This window comes from Pseudoselenomonas ruminis, assembly GCF_008271295.1.
GTDB classification, from domain to species: Bacteria; Bacillota; Negativicutes; order Selenomonadales; family Selenomonadaceae; genus Selenomonas_A; species Selenomonas_A ruminis.
Genome location: NZ_VTOY01000006.1, coordinates 13,427 through 27,221, shown reverse-complemented (window position 1 = coordinate 27,221; position 13,795 = coordinate 13,427). Strand labels below are relative to the sequence as shown.

The 13,795-nt window shown below is 52.7% G+C and carries 14 protein-coding genes and 1 pseudogene; 11 read left to right on the top strand and 4 right to left on the bottom strand.

Annotation, left to right across the window (positions count from 1 at the left end):
- The first annotated feature begins 96 nt into the window (after window positions 1-96).
- From FZ040_RS08410 to FZ040_RS08395, 4 genes are all read left to right on the top strand, one after another.
- On the top strand, window positions 97-1,233 hold the full coding sequence (locus tag FZ040_RS08410) for a M48 family metallopeptidase (protein WP_149171582.1): 1,137 nt from the start codon (window positions 97-99) through the stop codon (window positions 1,231-1,233).
- Window positions 1,234-1,329: 96 nt separating this feature from the next.
- Complete coding sequence (locus FZ040_RS08405) at window positions 1,330-1,593, top strand: YhdT family protein (RefSeq protein WP_149171581.1); 264 nt, start codon at window positions 1,330-1,332, stop codon at window positions 1,591-1,593.
- Complete coding sequence (gene panF, locus FZ040_RS08400) at window positions 1,586-3,088, top strand: sodium/pantothenate symporter (protein WP_149171580.1); 1,503 nt, start codon at window positions 1,586-1,588, stop codon at window positions 3,086-3,088. Before FZ040_RS08405 ends, panF begins: the two co-directional genes overlap by 8 nt.
- A gap of 204 nt (window positions 3,089-3,292) precedes the next feature.
- The gene (locus tag FZ040_RS08395; RefSeq protein ID WP_149171579.1) at window positions 3,293-3,580 is read left to right on the top strand and encodes a hypothetical protein; all 288 of its coding nucleotides are present in this window, start codon (window positions 3,293-3,295) and stop codon (window positions 3,578-3,580) included.
- An 89-nt stretch (window positions 3,581-3,669) separates the two neighbouring features.
- Here FZ040_RS08395 and FZ040_RS08390 read toward each other — a convergent pair whose 3' ends face one another.
- Complete coding sequence (locus FZ040_RS08390; RefSeq protein ID WP_149171578.1) at window positions 3,670-3,975, bottom strand: AzlD domain-containing protein; 306 nt, start codon at window positions 3,973-3,975, stop codon at window positions 3,670-3,672.
- On the opposite strand from FZ040_RS08390, the gene FZ040_RS14355 reads away from it, so the two are divergent.
- The gene (locus FZ040_RS14355; RefSeq protein ID WP_369407140.1) at window positions 3,967-4,095 is read left to right on the top strand and encodes a hypothetical protein; all 129 of its coding nucleotides are present in this window, start codon (window positions 3,967-3,969) and stop codon (window positions 4,093-4,095) included. The genes FZ040_RS08390 and FZ040_RS14355 overlap by 9 nt on opposite strands.
- Window positions 4,096-4,302: 207 nt before the next feature.
- Here the strand turns inward: FZ040_RS14355 and FZ040_RS14350 are convergent.
- From FZ040_RS14350 to FZ040_RS08375, 3 genes and pseudogenes are all read right to left on the bottom strand, one after another.
- Window positions 4,303-4,731: pseudogene (locus FZ040_RS14350) on the bottom strand (AzlC family ABC transporter permease); the annotation flags it as partial.
- Window positions 4,732-4,876: 145 nt separating this feature from the next.
- Complete coding sequence (locus FZ040_RS08380) at window positions 4,877-6,247, bottom strand: alanine/glycine:cation symporter family protein (RefSeq protein WP_149171576.1); 1,371 nt, start codon at window positions 6,245-6,247, stop codon at window positions 4,877-4,879.
- Window positions 6,248-6,447: 200 nt separating this feature from the next.
- The gene (locus FZ040_RS08375; protein WP_149171575.1) at window positions 6,448-8,247 is read right to left on the bottom strand and encodes a MutS-related protein; all 1,800 of its coding nucleotides are present in this window, start codon (window positions 8,245-8,247) and stop codon (window positions 6,448-6,450) included.
- Window positions 8,248-8,366: 119 nt separating this feature from the next.
- On the opposite strand from FZ040_RS08375, the gene FZ040_RS08370 reads away from it, so the two are divergent.
- The 6 genes from FZ040_RS08370 to FZ040_RS08345 all read left to right on the top strand — a co-directional run bounded on the left by FZ040_RS08370 (window position 8,367) and on the right by FZ040_RS08345 (window position 13,681).
- Entirely contained in the window at window positions 8,367-9,290 is a 924-nt protein-coding gene (locus FZ040_RS08370; protein ID WP_149171574.1) for a hypothetical protein, read from the top strand.
- 109 nt (window positions 9,291-9,399) lie between these two features.
- Window positions 9,400-9,603 (top strand): aminoglycoside phosphotransferase, encoded by a 204-nt coding sequence (locus tag FZ040_RS08365; protein WP_149171573.1) that lies wholly within the window; start codon window positions 9,400-9,402, stop codon window positions 9,601-9,603.
- Window positions 9,604-9,637: 34 nt separating this feature from the next.
- Complete coding sequence (locus FZ040_RS08360; protein ID WP_149171572.1) at window positions 9,638-9,916, top strand: hypothetical protein; 279 nt, start codon at window positions 9,638-9,640, stop codon at window positions 9,914-9,916.
- 24 nt (window positions 9,917-9,940) lie between these two features.
- Window positions 9,941-10,621, top strand: a complete 681-nt coding sequence (locus FZ040_RS08355) for a hypothetical protein (protein ID WP_149171571.1) — start codon at window positions 9,941-9,943, stop codon at window positions 10,619-10,621.
- 15 nt (window positions 10,622-10,636) lie between these two features.
- Window positions 10,637-11,293, top strand: a complete 657-nt coding sequence (locus FZ040_RS08350; RefSeq protein ID WP_149171570.1) for a D-sedoheptulose-7-phosphate isomerase — start codon at window positions 10,637-10,639, stop codon at window positions 11,291-11,293.
- Between the two features lie 879 nt (window positions 11,294-12,172).
- Window positions 12,173-13,681: a phosphohexomutase domain-containing protein gene (locus FZ040_RS08345; protein WP_149171569.1), complete on the top strand. Its 1,509-nt coding sequence runs from the start codon at window positions 12,173-12,175 to the stop codon at window positions 13,679-13,681.
- The last annotated feature ends 114 nt before the right edge of the window (window positions 13,682-13,795 follow it).

The following is a 13,795-nucleotide window of genomic DNA, read 5'->3' as shown; positions in this document are numbered from 1 at the left end:
TTTATCAAAATTGCTATTTTTTGGTTGACCTATGGGATAAGTTCGCTATAATGGGCTTAGGATTATTATAAAGGGATTAAAGATGGAGGAATTCTAATGGATTGGAAAAAAGCATCGAAAAAAACCATGATGGCAGTGGTACTGGCAACGTCCTTTACGGGGTTCAGCATGATTGCCCAGCAGCCGGCTACGGCCGAGGCATTTTCCTTGGGAAATTTGGGGAATTTGGGCGGCCTGGAGGGAATCGCCAAAATGGGGCAGCAGTATGCTGAGGCCAAGTCGAAGCTCAGCTCTGAGATTGATGTGCTGAATTCGACGGATGAGGGGCGCAGCTACTTGCTCAATTCGTTCCAGCAGCAGTATGGTGTCGACAACGATCCGGCTATGAATCGGCGGCTGACGAATATGATGCAGGTGATGACCTCTGCCATCCGCCAGGTGGATTCCTCCATCGATGACAAACCGTACCGTTATTTCCTGAATCCGGATAAGAACTTCAATGCGTTCTGCGGCATGGGCCATGTCATGTCGGTTAACCGCGGGGCGTTTGAGCGCGTTTCCTGTGACGATGAGCTGGCCTTCGTCGTTGGCCATGAGATGGGCCATGGACAGAAAGATCATACGGCCAAGAGTGTTTTGAAGTCGGCGGATAAACAGTTGCTGGCCCAGATTGCCTCCCAGTCCCTGGGCGGCAACCAGCTCACCGATACCATTTGCAAAATGGGCATGAATATCAGCATGGCACATTCGGATAAGGGCCGTGAGTGGGAAGCCGATAACCTTTCCTGGGAATACATGACGCATACCAACTACAATCTCGGTGCCGGTGCGGCTGTCTGGCAGCGTATGCTCGAGGAGTATGGCGATAATACCCAGAAGGGTATGAATATGTGGTTCAATCCGTCGGATCATCCGAACCATGCTGCCCGCCGCGACAATTATGTCAAGAAACTCGAGGCGTACAGCGGCAAACATGTCACGGCCAAGAACGGCGATGTCTTCGTGAACGGCAAGAAATTCGTCATGCCGGCAGCCCAGGAGAATATCAGCTCGGAAGAGCGTTCGTATCTGGTCATGGGCAATCTGGCCCGCGCCTATCATGACGGCCAGAACAACAATGCCGTAACGGTAAACGGCAATACGGTCATGATGGGCAGCCAGGCAATAATGACGACCAATTCCGAAGACGAATCGGCACAGACGCTGGCTGACCGTTTGAACTCCATAAAATAAAACGAAATCTTGCATAAGAGGCCTTTTCTGCGGTACACTTGTATAGTGTTTGACGGTACGCATGCGAAGATGCGACTGTACAGAAGGAGGATTCTTATGTCAGAGTATGAGAAATATCAGCAGATTAAGCGTGAGGCACGGTGGACTGGCCTCGCGCTTTTTGTGCTGATTTTGTTTTGGCTTTTGGCAGGCTTTGGCCTGTCCGGCCTTCCGGGAGAGGTGCTGGGAATGCCGCTTTGGGCGGTGACGTCCAGTGTTGGCGTCTGGTTCTTTGCCATTCTGCTCGTGAAGCTTTTGACCTCGCTGGTGTTCCAGGATATGGAACTCGATGAAGAGAAGGAGGCAAAGCAGCATGAGTAATGGAAATCCAGCGGCATTACTGCCGTTATTGGCCTTTATGGGCATTATGGTAGGCATTGGCATCTATGTGCGGCGCGTGCAGGCCCGCGGTTTTGCCAGCAATTTTGTGCAGCAGTATTTTATCGGCAATCATGATCTCAGCGGTTTTGTGCTGGCTATGACGACTGTGGCGACCTACAGCTCTGTCAGCTCGTTTGTCGGCGGTCCGGGCATGGCCTGGCAGATTGGCTTTGGCTGGATATACATGGCGGTCGTCCAGGTAACGGCTATTTTTCTCGTCCTCGGGATATTCGGCAAGCGCGTGGCGATGCTGTCGCGAAAGTTCGATGCGGTTACGGTCGTGGATATCATCCGTGAGCGGTTTCAGTCGGACGCCTTGGCCAGCATGGCGGCCTTTATCATCGTGCTGTTTTTCTGCGCGACGATGACGGCGCAGTTCGTTGGCGGCGCCAAGCTTTTCGCCGCGGTTACGGGTTACAGTTATGAGATGGGGCTGCTGCTCTTCGGCCTGGTGGTCGTAGCCTATACGAGTATTGGCGGCTTCCGCGCCGTAGCGCTTACGGATACCTGCTGTGCCGTCATGATGATGATTGGCATCGTGCTGCTGCTCTACTATGTGCTGCAGGCTGGCGGCGGCTATGGCAGCATCATGGCCTCGATTCATGCCAACCACCCGGAAATGCTCGAGCCGCTGTCGGCAGGTCACATGCCGGCTGGGCTTTATCTCACGCAGTGGATTCTCGTGGGTATCTGTACGATTGCCCTGCCGCAGTCGGTAGTCCGCGGCATCAGCTACAAGGATACCAAGAGCCTTCACCATGCGATGCTCATCGGTACGGTGGTTGTCGGCTTCATGAATATCGGCATCAATTTCACGGGCATCCTCGCCCATGGCGTGCTGACAGACAGTTTGCAAAGTTACGGCGGCGTGGATAACATCATACCGAAGACCATCGTCACGGCCATGCCGCAGGCCTTGGTGGGCTTTGCCATCATCGGCCCGCTGGCGGCATCGATTTCGACGATTTCGGGACTCTTAATCGTGGCCGCCTCGGCCATCATCAAGGATGTTTACCTGCATCATCAGCATCAAAAGGGCGTGGTGCCCACGGCCGGCCGGCTGCGCCTGCTGTCGATGTCGGTTACGGCGGTAATCGGCGTTGTGGTTTTCTGCATTGCATTGACGCCGCCAAGCCTTATCTGGATTATCAACATGTTTGCCTTCGGCGGCCTGGAGACGGCCTTTTTCTGGACGCTGCTGCTCGGACTGTTCTGGCGGCGGGCCAATAAACTCGGGGCGATTCTGTCCATGGGCGGCGGCACGATTGCCTATTGCCTGACCCAGGGCATGGGCTTAAAGGTCATGGGACTTCATCAGATTACTATCGGCATTACTGTTTCCCTGCTGTTTTTCCTGCTGGGGGCATATTTGGGCAAACCGCAGGAACCGCAGGTTTTGGCGAAGTTTTTCCCCGATAAGCCAGAGAAGATGTAAAATATTGCTTCAAAAATAGCAAAAATATGTTGATTCAGTGCTTACTTTTGTGTTTTCTTACTATTTTTTTGAAAAAGACTGTGCTATAATACAGTTTGCAATTAGGACTTATGGGGTATAATCTTACTAAGACCTATTATGCGATAGAAGAAGATTGATAAAGTTTGTTTATTGTTAATGCTGTTACGTGGAGGGAGTAGCAAAATGGTTGTGGCAGTCAACAACACAACGGAAAAATTATTTAAATTCAAGAACGGAAAATATAATTTGAAGGAAAAGGCAGTTTGGAAATCTAAGACAGCTTTTATCGAAGATACATTAGAAGTAATCATCCGTGAATCCGCCCATCTTGAAGCATCGGTATTTGCCAAATGCTATTATGACATCAATTTGAAGCGCAGTGAGATGGAAGACCGCTATGTCCTGTCGTATGACGATGCGGTCCGCTACTGGAAAAACTATTGCGACGCCCGGGTTTATCAGATTGCGTAAGCTTGTCTGGTCTTGAGGATAAGAACTGGCAAGAAAAAAGAGCTTTCCTTATGAAAGGAAGGCTCTTTTTGATGGGTAAAAACAGCTGCTCAGCAGACGAGTTCGACGAAAAAAACCATCAGGCAGCAGGCAGCCGATACTTTGAACAGGCTGGCCCCATACCAGGAAAGCGCGATACCCGTAATCAGGGCGAGCAGGCCGGATATTGGCGTCTGGGTAGCATCCATGATGGCGGGGAAGGTCATGACCGCCAGCGTGACGTAGGGAACATAGTAGAGAAATGAGCGCAGATAGCGGTTCTTTATCTGACGGCGGATGAGCGTCAGCGGAACAATGCGGATGGCCAGGGTGACGGCACTCATTACGAATAAGTAGATGTAGATATCATGCTGCATGGTTCAGGCGTCCTCCTTGTTGTCGTCGGGCAGGTCTTTGATGGGAAAAAATACGGCGCCGATTCCGGCCAGCAGCAGGGTCAGCAGAATGGTACGGGTACCGGCAGTGAGGTCTTTTAGTGCTGGCAGATGGGCACAGGCGAAGCTCATGAGGAAGCTGGCGAGGACGAGGAGACCTACAATGCGGTTGTCGCGGGCGGTCGGGATGATGACCCAGAGAAACATGCCAAAAAGGGCGACGGACAGGGCGCTTACGGCCTGCAGCGGCAGCAGGTTCCCGGCAATGACGCCAAGTGCCGTGCCGATGGACCAGCCAGGCAGGGCAACGGCCATGGCTCCATAATTATAGTAAGGATTCAGCGGCCCTTTGCGGGCAATGGTAATGCCGAAAATCTCATCGGTGATGTCGAAGCCGACCAACACGCGCTGCAGCAGCGGCGTGTCTGCCGAAAATTTCTGGCTGACGACGCAGCTCATAAGCATGTAGCGGGCATTGGCTACAAGCGTGATAAGGGCCATCTCAAGATAGGGAGCGTCGCTGGCTATGACGGTAAAGGCCGCATACTCACCGGCCGATGCGTTGTTGAAGAAACTGGCGAGAAAACCCTGGAGCGGGTCAAGGCCAGCGTTCCTCGCGGCGATGCCGAGCGTGAAGGAAACGACGAAATAGCCAAGTGCAATGGGGATGCCATCGTGGAGTCCTTCGAAGAAAACATCCCGGCGGCTCTTGGCAAGCGGTAATGATGTGACAGACATGTAAAGCCCTCTTTCTAAGCATAAGTGTATGCCTATTATTGTATGGCGAAGTGATGAGTTTGTAAAGATGTAAAGAAAAAGGCAGGATAAAAAGCCCGCTGGCAAATGGCTTGTCAGCGGGCTCATATGTTATGGGAAGGGAAAATTAATTTAAGGCCTCTTCAGCATTTTTTTTTGCGTCTTCTTCGGCGAGGTAGCTCTTCGTCTCAGCGACGACTACACCGGAGAGAGCAATCAGGGCGATGAGGTTCGGGATGGCCATGAGACCGTTGACGATATCGGCGAGAATCCAGATGGCTTCGAGTTTGAGGAAGGCACCGGAGGCAATCAGCACGATGAAAATCAGACGATATGGCATAACGCCCTTCGTGCCCATGAGGTAAATGCAGGCGCGCTCGCCGTAATAGTTCCAGCCGAGGATGGTCGTGAAGGCGAACAGGGCCAGGGCAATCGTCAGCAGCTGGCTGCCGACAAAGCCGTAGGCGCTGGCAAAGGCAGCACTCGTCATAGCGGCACCGGCAGCATCACCCTGCCATACGCCCGTGAGGACCAGGGCAAGACCCGTCATCGTGCAGATGATGATGGTGTCGATAAACGTACCCGTCATGGAGATAAGCCCCTGTTCTGCCGGGTGTTTGGTCTTGGCGGCAGCAGCAGCAATCGGTGCGGAGCCGAGACCGGACTCGTTGGAGAATACGCCGCGGGCGATACCGTTCTGCATGGCCATCATAATCGTGGAACCGGCAAAACCGCCAGCAGCAGCCGTGCCCGTGAAGGCGCTCTCAAGAATCAGCGAGACAGCAGCCGGAACAGCATCGAGGTGCATGGCGATGAGGCCGATGCTGATGAGGATATACATGACAGCCATGAACGGGATGACGCGGGAAGCAACTTTAGCGATGCTCTGCAGGCCGCCAATCGTGATTGCGGCGATGAGGACCGTCAGCAGGACGTCGGTCGCGAGTTTCGGCACACCGAAGGAGATTTCGAAACTGTCGACAATCGCATTGACCTGCGGGAACGTACCGATGCCGAGATAAGCGACGAGAATCGTGGCAACGGCGAAGAAAGCGGCAAGCGGTTTGTACTTTTCGCCCATGCCGTTGCGGATGTAGAACATCGGGCCGCCGGCGATTTCGCCCTTTTCATCGACGGAGCGGTATTTGACGGCGAGCAGGCCTTCGGCGTATTTCGTAGCCATGCCGAAGAAGGCTGCCATCCACATCCAGAAGATTGCACCGGGGCCGCCGACTTTGACCGCCGTGGCGACACCGACGATGTTGCCGGTGCCGACCGTAGCGGCGAGGGCAACGCAGAGTGCCTTGAAGCTCGAGACATCACCTTCGCCGTGATTTTTGGCTTTGAAGATGAGGCCGAGTGCCTTGGGCAGGCGGAATACCTGCAGCAGCTGCAGGCGGAAGGTCAGATAAATGCCAGTGCCGACCAACAGCGTGATAAGTGGGGGACCCCACATAAAGGAGTCGATGGCATTGAGTGCAGGGATGAATGATTCCATGAGAATGTCCTCCTTAAGGGAATAGAATAACAGAAGATGTCTCTTGAGAGTATACAATGATATACGAAATTAAGACAATAACTATATTAGCACATCTGTGGACATTTGTCTCGGTTTTTTTATAAAAAAATACGAACTGACCGATTTTATGCGGAAAGTTCGTATTTTTTCGTGTTTTAGGCGAGTCGTATTTGCGCGCTTCATTCGCTGCTGAGAATGCCGGCCATGCGCAGCAGATACCGGGCGTTGGTAGTCTGGCAGCGGCCAGGTTTCAGCTTGTAATCGAATTTTATCTTGTTGTCTTCGTAGTACTCTTCAAAATGACAATTCGTTACAGGCAAGTCATTGGGAGATTTCAGGTCGCAGAGCTCAAAATCGTGCGTGGTGACAAGGGTGATGCACCACGCGCGCGTCAGCTGTTTGATGGCTTCACGGGCGCCGATGATGCGGTCGGCCGAATTGGTTCCCTTGAATATTTCATCAATGCAGATGAGCATGGGGAGTTCCCGCTGGCTGAATGTCACCATTTGCTTAATGCGCAGCAGTTCGGCGTAAAAGGTGGAAATTCCCAGAGACATATCATCGTTGACCTGAATCGACGTGAAGATGTGAAGCGGCGTCAGCGAAAAGGCACGGGCGCAGACGGGGGCCCCGGCATAGGCGAGGACAACCGCGCCGGCCAGCGTCCGCATGTAGGTGGTCTTGCCGCTCATATTGGAACCGGTGAGGATACAGGTGCCAGCGGTGAAGCTGGCGTCGTTGGGAACGGCCTTGTCCTCGGCGAAGAGCAGGGAAAAAAGATCCCGCGCGCAGAGGGAAGGCTGGCCGTCTTTTAGTTCCGGGAATGTCCACTGCTCCCTGGTTTGCCCGATGACGGCCAATGAAAGCAATACCTCAAACTCCGACCAGATATCCATCCACTCGCGAAGGTTCCCAGAAGCCAGCTCATGCCAGCGCGTAAAACGCGCGGCCATATGGCAGTCCCAGAGCAGCAGCGTGTTCGCCAGCAGTGCAAAAAAGAAATTGCGCGTCAGTGCGACCGCGTCGGTAAGCGCGGCCAGCCGATGCAGGCTGCCGCTGGCCTGTCCCGTTTGCAGCCGCAATTTCAGGCCGCTAAGTGAAGCCGCCTGAAAATCGGCCGCTTCGAGGTCGCGGAAGATGGCTTCATAGAAATGAAGTTCATGGGTCAGGTGATTTAATGGGGCAAGGATTGTCTGATTGTGCTGATGGAAGGCTGTGGCAAGCAAGAATTGCAGGCCGAGCAGCAGCCCGGGGATGGTCCAGCTTACTACGGTAAATGCCGCCAGCAGCAGGCTAAGAAGCGTGATGGCGGGCAGAATCCAGGCCGTCCGATAGCGGACAATGGCATGGCTCCCCTGGGAAAGCGGAGCTTCGATTTCGTTTAGCAGTTCGGTGGTATCGTGACGGTCGGGAAGCTGGGCGGCTTGGGCGAGCAGCTGTAGGACGAATTCCTTTTGGCCAATCAGCTCGGCAACAGATTCCTGACGGGCCATGATTTTCTGACGGCTCGGCGGTGTTGTAGTGAGGGCGGCGGCCAGCCGCTTTTTGCCGCGCAGCGTGCGGGCGCACGAAAGGTATTGATAGAAGGAAGCTGGCCCGAAGAGATGCAGGTCAATCTGTTGGGGCTGGTCTTTGTTTTGCAGCGCGCTGCCATCGTCGGCAAAATCCTGCCAGCTGCCATCAAAGCGGGAAAGAAAATCCTTGACCACCCGGGTGTGGCAGGCAGTGAACTGCTGCTTTTTCTTGAGGCGGCTATGGCGGCGGACCAGCAGGCAGAACGATACGAGCAGCAAAATACCGGCCATCGTACCAACCGTATGCCCATCGTAACCGGCCGCAAAGGAAAAGACGAGCAGGATAAAGGTGACGGTGCGCATGGTCGTAAGACGGCTGCTCTGCCGATTCAGTTCGTCAGCGATGGCTAAATCTTTTTCGTATGTTTTCGAAAAGAATGAGTAGTTGTTGGCTATTGGCTTCAAAATCAATCACCTCACAGGAGTTTGTAACAATTTTATTATACCATGATAGAGGGGATGGAAGATTAACAGCGAATTATTAAAGCTGAAATTGTGAAAAAGAAAGAGAGGTTATTGAAGCCATGTTTAAAGGTAAAAAAATCCTGATGGCTGCCGGAATGGCAATGGCGTTTTTTTTAGGGAGTGCGGCCGTACAAGCTGCGCCGACCGATGCGGCCAAGGAGCAGTTCCGCCAGGAAACACTGGCATTAGTGGATTGTGAAAAGGGGAAGCTCGCTATGGAAGCCGATTTGAAGTCGATGGTGAATTGCCATTACGAATCGGAGCTGTATTTTTCGGCCAAGCCCGATATAGCCGGCAAGGGAAAGGTAAAAATGACGATTGCCGTGCCGGATCAGCCGGTATCCACGATTGCGAGTGAATACTATCTGCAGGAAAATGACGAGCAGCTGGTGGTATATTTCCAAAAGCCGGATAACGGCTGGGTAAAATCCACCATGGCGATGCCGGCTGAACAGAAGAAATTATATATGGAAAGCAACAAAGAACTGGTTCAGGCATCACTCGAAACCGTGAAGGCCGTCGAGCTGGGCCAGGCAAATGGCGACCGGCAGAGCTATATCGTGACCGTGGATGGCGATAAGATTATGCCGTATTTTGCCAAAGCGATGAATATGACCGGGCAGAAGCAGGACGAGATGCTGGCTATGATAAAGCCCGTTTTGGAAAATATGGGGGATTTTACCTATACGGTAGAGATTGACCGGGCAAATCATATGGTTACCGGCATGCAGGCAGACCTTACCCAACCCATGCGCAAGGCCGTGCTTTCGGCAATCGACCCGTCCAAATGTACGCCCGAGCAGGTACAGCAGGCAAAAGATATCGTAAATGCCAGTACGCTGACGATTAGCCTCAAGACCGTGGCCCTCGACAAGCTGCCGAATCTGAAAGTTCCGAAGAAGGCCTCATGCGAGGCAAAGGAAGTTAAGGCCGAATTGCTAAAAGGGGGAGCAGCCGTACCCGGAAATGCTGCGAGCAACTAATATGGTGAAGCAGTCCCGAATGCTTTCCGGACTGCTTTTTTCTTGCATGGAGGAACAGAAAACGATAAACTGATACTATGGACAGAATCGATAAGGAAAGGGCATAGGCATGAAAGAGAATAACGCGGAGGCAATGGCGCGGCTTCAGCAGAGTATCGACAATATCGAAAAGCGAATGCGCCTTGATTCCAATGACCTCGATTACGAGACGCATTTGCGGCAAAAGCGCCAGCTGCAGCAGATTTTAGACCGCATGAAGGCTAGAAATTCTGAAAATCTCAGCAGATTTTCAGCTGAGACGATTAAGATATAAACATCAAAAGGTCAAAAGAAAGGATGAACCTAAAATGTCGCAACGTATGACAATGGACGAAGTACTCAAGGAGTATGGCGTTCCACAGATTAAACTCGATGTTCATGCTACCCGCAGTGAGCTCTTGAAGCTTCGGGAGAAATTGATGGCAATCCGCGATTTATCCAATGGCCAGGAGCAGGGATATCTCGATATCGACTGCAAACTTTATATCGATGTCGATGACATTGACCGCTATCTGTCGGGGGAGCTCGACACCGTGGGTGAAATCTATGCGTTCCCTGAGGACGTAAAATCTTATAAGGAAGAATAAAGCAGGAAAAGGAGAGCTTTTACTATGAAGATGAAGAAAATGGCAGCGGCCGTTATGGCCGGCTTGATGGTGGCAACGGCCGTCCCCGTTGTTACGGCCGTGACCTTTGACCAGGCATCGGTTGCCTATGCGGCCAAGGGCGGAGCCAAAGTCGGCGGCGGTGCTAAGTCCGCGCCGAAGGCATCGGCCCCGAAGGCTTCGACGCCGTCGAGCAACAGCAAGTCGGTATCGGGCAATGGCGAAAGTTATAAACCGTCCAAGAATGCCAAGGAGCTGGAGAAAACGGCACCGGCGGCAAACAGCAAGAGCAATACGGCTGCCAAAAACAACACGCAGAGCGGCAGCCGCTGGGGCAGTATCATGCGCAATATCGGCCTGCTGGCTGGCGGCATGATGCTCGGCCACCTGCTTTCGCAGATGCTGGGAATGGGCGGCGGCCTGCTCGGGGATATTTTGGGACTCGTGATGAACGTTGTCATGTTCCTGGCGGTCATCATGATTTTGAAATGGCTTTGGAATAAATTCCGCGGCCGCAAAAACGAGCCGAATGTCTACCGTTCCGGCATGCGTGATCTCAATATGCGTCAGGACATAAAGGATGTAACGCCGAAGGCGCCGGCAGAGCGCATGGAAATCCATGATATCCGTGGGCCGGAAGCTGGCTATGAGGCAAAAAGCACAGCGGATAAATACCGCAATCGTTAAAAGGAGTTAGGAAAATTGATTAAGGAATCGACAAAACAGGCAGTAACGGAACTCATCCGCCGCTATCCGGCACTTTCCGTATGTGAGAAGGATTTACTGGCAGCCGTAGAGGTGATTTGTGACAGCTATCGCGCTGGCCACAAACTCATTGCCTGCGGCAATGGCGGCAGTGCTTCCGATGCAGAGCACATTGTCGGCGAGCTCATGAAGGGCTTTTTGCTGCCGCGCAAACTGGGAAGCGATATGGAGGCCAAGATGCGCGAAGTCTGCCCCGATGAGGCTGATTACTTTATGGAGAATTTGCAGGGAGCGCTTCCGGCAATGTCGATGGTCAATCAGGTGGCACTCAATACGGCGTTCGCCAATGACCAGGCCCCGGACCTCTCGTTTGCCCAGCAGCTTCTCGGCATGGGTGATGCGGGTGACGTCCTCGTGGCAATCTCGACCTCTGGCAACAGCACGAATGTCATCTATGCCCTGCAGATGGCCAAGGTAAAAGGTGTTAAGACCGTGGCTCTTACGGGCAAGTCGGGCGGCAAAATCAAGAGCCGCAATCTCGCCGATGTATGCATCTGCGTTCCGGATGATGAAACGTTCCGTATTCAGGAACTTCACCTGCCGGTATACCACATGCTCTGCATCGCGGCTGAAAACGAATTCTTCGGCGAATAAATGAATCTTAGGGCCTGCTGACGCAAACGTTGGCAGGCCTTTTGCATAGAAAAATTGCAGTTTGTGGGGGAGTGTGGCTGGGTTCGAAGCAGCTCTTCGCCGCCGCTAGGGACAGTGCCAACACTACGCCAAGATGTTTTCCTAAACGAAATTTTTATCCTAAATTAAGCATCGGAAAAATCCAAAACGCGCTTCGCTTGGACGGTAGAATTTTTCCGACGAAGGGGGAGGATAAAAATTTCGTTCTTAACGGAAAACATCAAAGCTTCGTTTATGGCACTGTCCCTAGCGGCGGCTGAGGATGGAACAGACACGAACTTTTGCCTTCCCCTCTGGGGAAGGTGCCCCGTTAGGGGCGGATGAGGTAGCAACTTTAGTTATTAATTTAGTCAATAGTTATACAGAATGACCTCATCCGAGCGCTTCGCGCCCACCTCTCGGGGATGCCACCGGACATCCGCAACTTCGTTGCCCCCCAGAGGGGAAGGCAGCTTCGTGTCGGCACTATCCCAGGCGGCGGGGGACACAGTACCATAAGTGAAGCCTTGACGTTCCGCGTTGAGCAAGAAATTTTTGCCGGCGTTCTCGTTGGAAAAGCAGTTTCGTTCAAGCGAAGCGCGTTTAACTGTTTTCCAACTCTTAATTAAAAGGCAAAAATTTCTTGTAGCGGGTTGTCACCGGCGGAGCGTTGGTACTGTGTCCCTCGCCGCCGAAGAGTTGTATCGAACTCCCCCCTCTCTAACCCACAAACTGCAATTTTTGTTTCTGGAGAAAAATTAAAATAACAGGAAAATTTGCAATTCATATGGAATACATATTATCATAGATAGTAACGATGATAGGTATTCTATCTTGATTAATTGCTGAGGGGGCATTTTGATGATTATCCCAGAGAAAAACCTGATGAAACTTGCCAATGGCAGCGATGTTCGCGGTGTCGCTATGGAGGGCGTTGCCGATGAACCGGTGAACCTGACCACTGATGCGGCCAATGTCATAACGTCGGGCTTTGTTGAATTCCTGGCCGAGCGCACGGGCAAAGCCAAGAAGGATTTGCGCATAGCCGTTGGCCGTGACTCGCGCCTTACGGGTCATGATCTCAAGCGCGAGGTGTTGAAGGCGCTGACGGCTCATGGTGTCGTTACCGTTGACTGCAGCATGGCGTCAACGCCGGCTATGTTCATGTCGACGGTATTCCCGGAAACCCAGATGGATGGTTCCATCATGATAACGGCCAGCCATCTTCCCTATAACCGCAATGGCATGAAATTCTTCACCAAAGACGGCGGTGTCGAGCATGAGGACATCATCACGATTTTGCAGAATGCCTCCCGCTATCCGGTTATGGAAGGTGAGCGTTCCAAGGCTCAGCGCTATAACCTCATGGAACGTTACAGCCATCACCTGCGCAAGAAAATCCGTGAAGCCCTGGGCGGGGCCAATGAACCGCTCAAGGGGATGCATATTGTCGTTGATGCCGGCAATGGTGCGGGCGGTTTCTTTGCGACGCAGGTGCTCGGACGCCTTGGGGCAGATACTACGGGCAGTGCTTTCCTCGAGCCGGATGGACATTTCCCGAATCACATCCCGAATCCGGAGAATAAGCAGGCTATGGCAGCCATCCGTCAGGCGGTTCTCGACAACCGCGCGGACCTCGGCCTGATTTTTGATACGGACGTTGACCGCATGAGTGCTGTACTCAAAAACGGCAAGGAAATCAGCCGCAACGAGCTCATCGGCATGATGGCGGCAATTTTGGCACCGGATTATCCGGGCAGCACGATTATTACGGATTCGGTAACGAGCGATGAGCTGACCGAGTTTTTGGAAAAGGACCTGGGCCTCAAACATCTCCGCTATATGCGCGGGTATAAAAACGTCATCGATGAGTGCATCCGCCAGAACAATGCCGGTGTGGTTTCTCCGCTGGCTATCGAGACCTCTGGTCATGGTGCCCTGTCCGAAAACTATTATCTGGATGATGGTGCGTATCTGGCGGTTAAACTGCTCGTGGCGGCTGCCAAGGCGAAAGCCGCAGGCCGCAAACTGTCGGACCTCGTCAAGAACCTTGGTGCTCCGCAGGAGAGTCAGGAATTCCGCATCAAAATCAAGGGCGAAGAAGACTTCCGCGCCTATGGCAATGGCGTCTTGAAGACGGTTGAGGAACGGGCCACGGCGAAAGGCATCAAAATCGCTAAGCCGTCCTATGAAGGCGTGCGGCTGGTATTCCCAAATGGCTGGGCACTGCTGCGCATGTCCCTGCATGACCCCAATATGCCGCTCAATGTTGAGAGCAGCCAGGAGGGCGGCGTAAAGGAAATCGCCGTTCAGGTGGAAGAACTGCTGGAAGGCTTTAACAGTCTCGACCTTAGCGTATTTGCTAAATAAAGAAATGATTGGCTCTGGCCGTCACCATGCAGGTGGCGGCCGGAGTTTTTTATTAGTACCTGCTTTCAAGACATCATGTTTCTTTTCTGCTATAATGGAGATTGGTTTACTAAG